This window comes from Micromonospora sp. NPDC051296 (assembly GCF_040682255.1).
In the GTDB taxonomy this organism is placed as follows: domain Bacteria; phylum Actinomycetota; class Actinomycetes; order Mycobacteriales; family Micromonosporaceae; genus Micromonospora; species Micromonospora craterilacus.
Genome location: NZ_JBFBAO010000394.1, coordinates 1 through 6,076, shown reverse-complemented (window position 1 = coordinate 6,076; position 6,076 = coordinate 1). Strand labels below are relative to the sequence as shown.

The following is a 6,076-nucleotide window of genomic DNA, read 5'->3' as shown; positions in this document are numbered from 1 at the left end:
TCCGCCGAGCCGCCGAGGGTGAGGCGGTCGTAGTCGATGGTGGCGACGCCCTGCGACTTTGCCTTGTCGAGGACGGCCTTGCCGGTGCCGGAGTCGAGGTTGACGATCATCAGCACGGTGACCCCGTCCGTGATCATCTGGTCGGCGAGGGTCTGGAACTGGGTCTTGTCGCCCTGGGCGTTCTGGATCACCGAGTCCACCCCGGCGGCCTTGAACGCCGCCTCGAGGAACTTGCGGTCCGCGCCCTCCCAGCGGGCCGAGGACTTGCTGTCCGGCAGGATCACGCCGATCTTCGGGGTCTTGTCGGAGCCGGCCTGGTCGCCGCCGGATTCGTTACCACAGGCCGTCATGCTGCCGAGGGCCAGCAGGCCCACGGCGCCGACGGCGAGGAAGCCCTTGCGCATGTGCAGGGTCCTTTCGATGGTGGGGGAAAGGGTGTCGGTGTTGTTTTGTTGTGCCCGGCAACGTATTCCGCGTCACACTCCAGCACAAGAGCGCGATGGCCATGAGTTTGTTGTCGGCGGTAACAATTCAGCAACGCCCCCGACACCCCGCCGCCACGTCCCGGCCACGGCAGCCCCGTCAGCGGGCCAAACGGGCTGGTCGGCGGTGCGGGCGTGCCGGGACGGCGGAGTTCTGGTGGACCTTGCCCGGGCCGTTCGGCGGGTCAGGCGGTGGCGAGCGGAGCGGTGCGGGCGTCGGTGAGGGCGACCAGGTCCGCCGGGGCCAGCTCGACCTGGAGGCCACGACGGCCCGCCGACACGTACACGGTGGGATGGTCCAGGGCGGAGGCGTCGAGCACCGTGGGCAGGCGCTTGCGCTGCCCGAGCGGGCTGATGCCGCCGCGTACGTACCCGGTGGCGCGCTCGGCCGCCACCCGCTCGGCCAGCGTGGCGCGCTTGCCGCCGGCTGCCGCGGCGAGAGCCTTGAGGTCCAGCTCGCCGGTGACCGGCACCACCGCCACGGTGAGCACGCCGTCCACCTCGGTCACCAGGGTCTTGAAGACCCGTTCCGGTGCCACGCCGAGCACGGCCGCGACCAGCGCGCCGTAGTTGGGGGCGTCCGCCGGGACGTCGTACGGGTGGGTGCGGTGGTTGATCTTCTGCTTCGCCAGCAGCGCCATCGCCGGCGTACCCCGTCCCGCCATGTTCGCCAACCTAATCCCCGGCCCGGCCCGAGGGCCAGCGGCTTCCGGCCCGGCTCAGCTCACCGGGCGGCAGACCAGCACCGTCGGCGCCCCGGCCACCCGGGTCAGCACCAGACTCGCCGGCTGGTCGCCGCTGAGCCGCAGGTCGCGGCGGAGCCGTTCGGGTTCCAGCGCGGAGCCGCGCTTGAGGATCTCCACCCGGCCGACCCGGCGCTCCCGCAGCAGCGCACGCAGCCGCTTGAGCGAGAACGCCAGCACGTCGGTCACCTCCAGACAGCGGGCGTACGGCGTCGACGCCGCCTCGTCGGCGTAGAGGTACGCGATGGTCGGGTCGGCCAGCGTGGCGTCGAGGTCGGCGGCCAACTCGGCGATCAGGTGGGCGCGGACCACCGCCGCATCCGGGTCGTACACGAAGCGACGCACCGGCCCGACGGGCGCGTCCACCGCTCCGGATCCGGTGAGCTGGTGGGCCGCCGCACGGTGTCCTTCCACCAACAGTGTCGCGCGGCGGGGGGTTCCGGCGAGCGGGCCACACCAGAGGGCCGCCTCGACCAGGTCGCCGTCGACGCTGACCCACTCGGCCTCGGCACCGGCCGGGATGAGGGCGTGGTCGAGCCCCGGAGCGACCTTCACCACCGTGTACGGCACCCGTTCGACCAGCCCGGTCACGAAGTCCCACGGCGGCGAGTACGAGTTGGGGTCGAAGATCCGGCGGCCGGTGCCGGCCCGGCGGCGGGCCGGATCGCAGAAGACCGCCGCCACCCGGGTCACGTCGAACGCGGTCGCGTCGCCGCACTCGACGGTGAACAGCTCGGCCAGCCCCGCCGCCCGCGCGTTCGCCTCGGCCAACGCGGCGGTGACCGGGTCGGCCTCCACGCCGTACACCCGGATGCCTTCGCGGGCGGCGGCGAGCGCGTCGGCCCCCAGCCCGCAGCCGAGATCGGCCAGGCTCGTCACCCCGGCGGCGCGCAGTCGCTGGGCGCGGCGGCGCGCGACGACCTGCCGGGTGGCCTGCTCAAGGCCCGGCCGGGTGAAGAACATCCCGGCCGCCGCCGGCCCGAACTTGCCGGCCGCCTTGCGGCGCAGCTCCGCCTGGGTCAACGCCGCCGCCGCCAACCCGGCCGGCACCCCGGCCGAGCGGAGCGCCGCCGCCGCGGCCAGCGGGTCGCCGCCGGCCACCCGAGCCGCCGCGTCGAGCGCGGCCGACCCCTCGGCGGTACGCAACGCCGCCAGCTGCTCCAGATCCACCCGCCCATTGTTCCGGCCCCGATCAGGCGCCCCGGCCGCCGGGTGAGGTGGGACGCGCCCGGCCAGCGCGGCGAGGATCCGATGACCGCCCGGCCCACGGCACACATCCACGGCCGTTCCGACCGGCAGCGGCCCCGCCTCTTGATCGTCTGCATCTCAGTGACTGCCGCTCCGGCGTGTCGAGTCACTGACCTGCAGACGATCAAGAATTCCCATCAGGCTCGGGCGGGCGTGGCTGCCCGACGGCTGGCGGGCGGCATCGCCTGTCGGGCCCGCTGGGGTGGGATCAGTCGGTGGTGTGGTGGGCGGCGACGAAGGCGCGCCAGCTTGCCGGGGTGAAGGCGAGCGTCGGGCCGGTCGGGTCCTTGCTGTCCCGGACGGCGACGACGCCGGGCAGGTTGTCGGCGACCTCGACGCAGGCACCGCCATTTTGGTTGCTGCGGGTGGACTTGCGCCAGGCGGCGCGGGTCAGGTCCATGACTTCGCCACTTCCTCGATCAGGCGGGCGGACTGCCGGCGCGGCAGCGCCTCACCGGCCACAGTCTCCCAACGCCGTCCCAGGCTGGCAAGGTCGTTCGGGCCGTCCACGGTGTGGCCCCGGAGCTGGTTGTCCAGGTGGGCCACCTCGGTGCCGTCGGCGAGTCGGGCCAGGACGAACGGGCCGGCAAGCCCGCCGTACCACGGGGCGTCGGCCGGAACTATCCGGACCTGAACGTGCGGCTGGGCGGCGACGGCATGCAGGTGCACCAGTTGCTCGTGCATGGTCGCCCGGTCGCCGACCTGCCGGCGCAACACCTGCTCGTCCAGCACCGCGACGAGCTGCGGCGGCTCGTCGCGGGCGAGTACCTCCTGCCGGGCCAGGCGGGCCAGCACACGCTTCTCGATCTGTTCCTCGGTCAGCAGCGGCCCGGCCCGGAGTATCGCCCGCGCGTATGCCTCGGTCTGGAGCAGGCCCGGGACCACCGCGGGGTCGTACCAGCGCAGGGGCGACGGCCTCTCGCTCGATCTCGCCCCACGGCCGGAACCAGTCCGGCGCTGCGTGCAGCCGGATCAGCTCCAGCATCCCGAGGAAGAGCCCGCCGGTTTCCAGCGCCTTGTCGAACCGGGCGACGTAGTCGGCGCTGAGCTGGTTCTGGCCGGTCTCCATCGCGCTCACCGACGACGAGGAGTAGTTGATGAGTTTGCCGAGGTCCTCCTGGTTGAGCCCGCGCGTCTGGCGGGCCCGGCGCAACTGGTCGCGCAGGAAGCCCAGGGTTGGAATGTCGGTCATCCGTCCGCCCTCCGTGACGTGGTCGCGCCGGAGAGTAGGGATGTGGTCGCTCGGCAGGAAGTGGCTGTCGGTGTGTTGCGGTCAACCCTGGCGGAAAAGTGGCGACACGAGGTGCGTGCGTTGGCACTCTCCTTGACGGAGTGCTAGCCGAGGAATAACCTGCGATTAGCACTCTCACCCTGAGGGTGCCAACTTCCGGGCCCAGCTGTCCGGGGGTTGAACGCCAGGCGGACCGGCACCCGCGACGACGGCCCCGCCCGGTGGCATGTGGCAGATTGACGCCGGTCGGCGCGCCGACCGGCAACGAAACCAGTACCCCAGGAGGGTATGCCCGTGACTACCGCGACCAAGGTTGCGATCAAGCCGCTCGAGGACCGGATCGTGGTCCAGGCGAACGAGGCTGAGACCACCACGGCGTCGGGCATCGTGATTCCCGACACCGCCAAGGAGAAGCCGCAGGAGGGCACCGTCCTCGCTGTCGGCCCGGGCCGGATCGACGACAAGGGCAACCGCGTGCCGATCGACGTCAAGGTCGGCGACACCGTCCTCTACTCGAAGTACGGCGGCACCGAGGTCAAGTACGCCGGCGAGGAGTACCTGGTGCTCTCCGCCCGCGACGTCCTCGCGGTCATCGAGAAGTAAGCAACCGATCAGTGTCGTTGCCCCGGTCCGGCTCGCCGGGCCGGGGCAACGTCGCTTCGAAGGGACATTCATGGCGAAGATCCTGAGCTTCTCGGACGACGCCCGGCACCTGCTGGAGCACGGTGTCAACGCGCTCGCGGACGCGGTCAAGGTCACCCTCGGGCCGCGTGGGCGCAACGTCGTCCTGGACAAGAAATTCGGTGCGCCCACGATCACCAACGATGGCGTGACCATCGCCAAGGAGATCGAGCTCACCAACCCGTACGAGAACCTCGGCGCGCAGCTGGTCAAGGAGGTGGCGACCAAGACCAACGACGTCGCCGGCGACGGGACCACCACCGCGACCGTGCTCGCCCAGGCAATGGTCCGCGAGGGCCTGCGCAACGTCACCGCGGGCGCCAACCCGGCCGGCCTCAAGCGGGGCATCGACGCAGCCTCCGCCAAGGTCTCCGAGGCGCTGCTCGGCAGGGCCGTCGAGGTCGCCGACAAGAAGTCCGTCGCGCACGTCGCGACGATCTCCGCGCAGGACGCCACCATCGGTGAGCTGATCGCCGAGGCGATGGAGAAGGTCGGCCGCGACGGTGTGATCACCGTCGAGGAGGGCTCCGCCCTGCAGACCGAGCTGGAGGTCACCGAGGGTCTCCAGTTCGACAAGGGCTTCATCTCGCCGAACTTCGTCACCGACGTGGAGGCGCAGGAGTCGGTCCTGGAGGACGCGTACATCCTGATCACCACGCAGAAGATCTCGTCGATCGAGGAGCTGCTGCCGCTGCTGGAGAAGGTCCTCCAGAACAACAAGCCGCTGCTGATCATCGCCGAGGACGTCGAGGGCCAGGCGCTGTCCACCCTGGTGGTCAACGCGATCCGCAAGACCCTCAAGGTCTGCGCGGTCAAGGCTCCCGGCTTCGGTGACCGCCGCAAGGCGATGCTCCAGGACATGGCGATCCTCACCGGTGCCGAGCTGGTCGCCCCCGAGCTGGGCTACAAGCTCGACCAGGTCGGCCTGGAGGTGCTGGGCAGCGCCCGGCGCATCGTGGTCGACAAGGAGAACACCACGATCGTCGACGGTGGCGGCCAGGCCAGCGAGGTCACCGACCGGGTCGCCCAGATCCGTAAGGAGATCGAGGCTTCCGACTCCGAGTGGGACCGGGAGAAGCTCGCCGAGCGGCTGGCCAAGCTCTCCGGCGGCATCGCGGTGGTCAAGGTCGGCGCGGCCACCGAGGTCGAGATGAAGGAGCGCAAGCACCGCATCGAGGACGCCATCGCCGCGACCAAGGCCGCGGTCGAGGAGGGTACGGTGCCCGGCGGCGGTGCCGCCCTGGCGCAGATCCTGCCGGTGCTCGACGACGACCTCGGCTTCACCGGTGACGAGAAGGTCGGCGTGTCGATCGTGCGCAAGGCGCTGGTCGAGCCGCTGCGCTGGATCGCCCAGAACGCCGGGCACGACGGCTACGTCGTGGTGCAGAAGGTCACCGGGAAGGAGTGGGGCCACGGCCTCGACGCCGCCGCCGGTGAGTACGTCGACCTGGCCAAGGCCGGCATCCTCGACCCGGTCAAGGTGACCCGCAACGCGGTCACCAACGCCGCGTCGATCGCCGGTCTGCTGCTCACCACCGAGAGCCTCGTGGTGGAGAAGCCGAAGGAGCCGGAGCCCGCTGCCGCCGGTGGTCACGGCCACGGGCACAGCCACCAGCACGGCCCGGGCTTCTGACCCAGCCGTACGCCGGACGTGGGGCGCACCGTCACCGCCGGTGCGCCCCACGTGTGTC

At 71.3% G+C, this 6,076-nt stretch carries 6 protein-coding genes and 1 pseudogene; 2 read left to right on the top strand and 5 right to left on the bottom strand.

The genetic code is table 11. From position 1 onward, the window contains the following. From AB0M52_RS28920 to AB0M52_RS28900, 5 genes and pseudogenes are all read right to left on the bottom strand, one after another. Nucleotides 1-404: substrate-binding domain-containing protein (locus AB0M52_RS28920; protein WP_363960215.1), on the bottom strand; the 404-nt coding region annotated here is incomplete at its 3' end. A gap of 263 nt (nt 405-667) precedes the next feature. Continuing rightward, entirely contained in the window at nt 668-1,147 is a 480-nt protein-coding gene (ybaK, locus tag AB0M52_RS28915) for a Cys-tRNA(Pro) deacylase (RefSeq protein WP_363960212.1), read from the bottom strand. Between the two features lie 54 nt (nt 1,148-1,201). Continuing rightward, nucleotides 1,202-2,395, bottom strand: a complete 1,194-nt coding sequence (locus AB0M52_RS28910) for a methyltransferase domain-containing protein (protein WP_363960209.1) — start codon at nt 2,393-2,395, stop codon at nt 1,202-1,204. A 286-nt stretch (nt 2,396-2,681) separates the two neighbouring features. After that, a complete protein-coding gene (locus AB0M52_RS28905; RefSeq protein ID WP_363960206.1) occupies nt 2,682-2,873 on the bottom strand; it encodes a DUF397 domain-containing protein in 192 nt (63 codons plus the stop codon). After that, nucleotides 2,864-3,665: pseudogene (locus tag AB0M52_RS28900) on the bottom strand (helix-turn-helix transcriptional regulator). Before AB0M52_RS28900 ends, AB0M52_RS28905 begins: the two are co-directional and overlap by 10 nt. 327 nt (nt 3,666-3,992) lie before the next feature. Here AB0M52_RS28900 and groES point away from each other — a divergent pair. Both groES and groL read left to right on the top strand, forming a co-directional pair. Further along, complete coding sequence (groES, locus tag AB0M52_RS28895; protein ID WP_018222648.1) at nt 3,993-4,307, top strand: co-chaperone GroES; 315 nt, start codon at nt 3,993-3,995, stop codon at nt 4,305-4,307. Between the two features lie 70 nt (nt 4,308-4,377). Beyond that, a complete protein-coding gene (gene groL / locus AB0M52_RS28890; protein WP_363960203.1) occupies nt 4,378-6,018 on the top strand; it encodes a chaperonin GroEL in 1,641 nt (546 codons plus the stop codon). Nucleotides 6,019-6,076 lie beyond the last annotated feature (58 nt).

Excerpts from the sequence above, each read along its gene's own strand:
- groL (WP_363960203.1), top strand. The coding sequence starts at position 4,378 with ATGGCGAAGATCCTGAGCTTCTCGGACGACGCCCGGCACCTGCTGGAG.
- ybaK (WP_363960212.1), bottom strand. The coding sequence starts at position 1,147 with ATGGCGGGACGGGGTACGCCGGCGATGGCGCTGCTGGCGAAGCAGAAG.
- groES (WP_018222648.1), top strand. The coding sequence starts at position 3,993 with ATGCCCGTGACTACCGCGACCAAGGTTGCGATCAAGCCGCTCGAGGAC.
- AB0M52_RS28905 (WP_363960206.1), bottom strand. The coding sequence starts at position 2,873 with ATGGACCTGACCCGCGCCGCCTGGCGCAAGTCCACCCGCAGCAACCAA.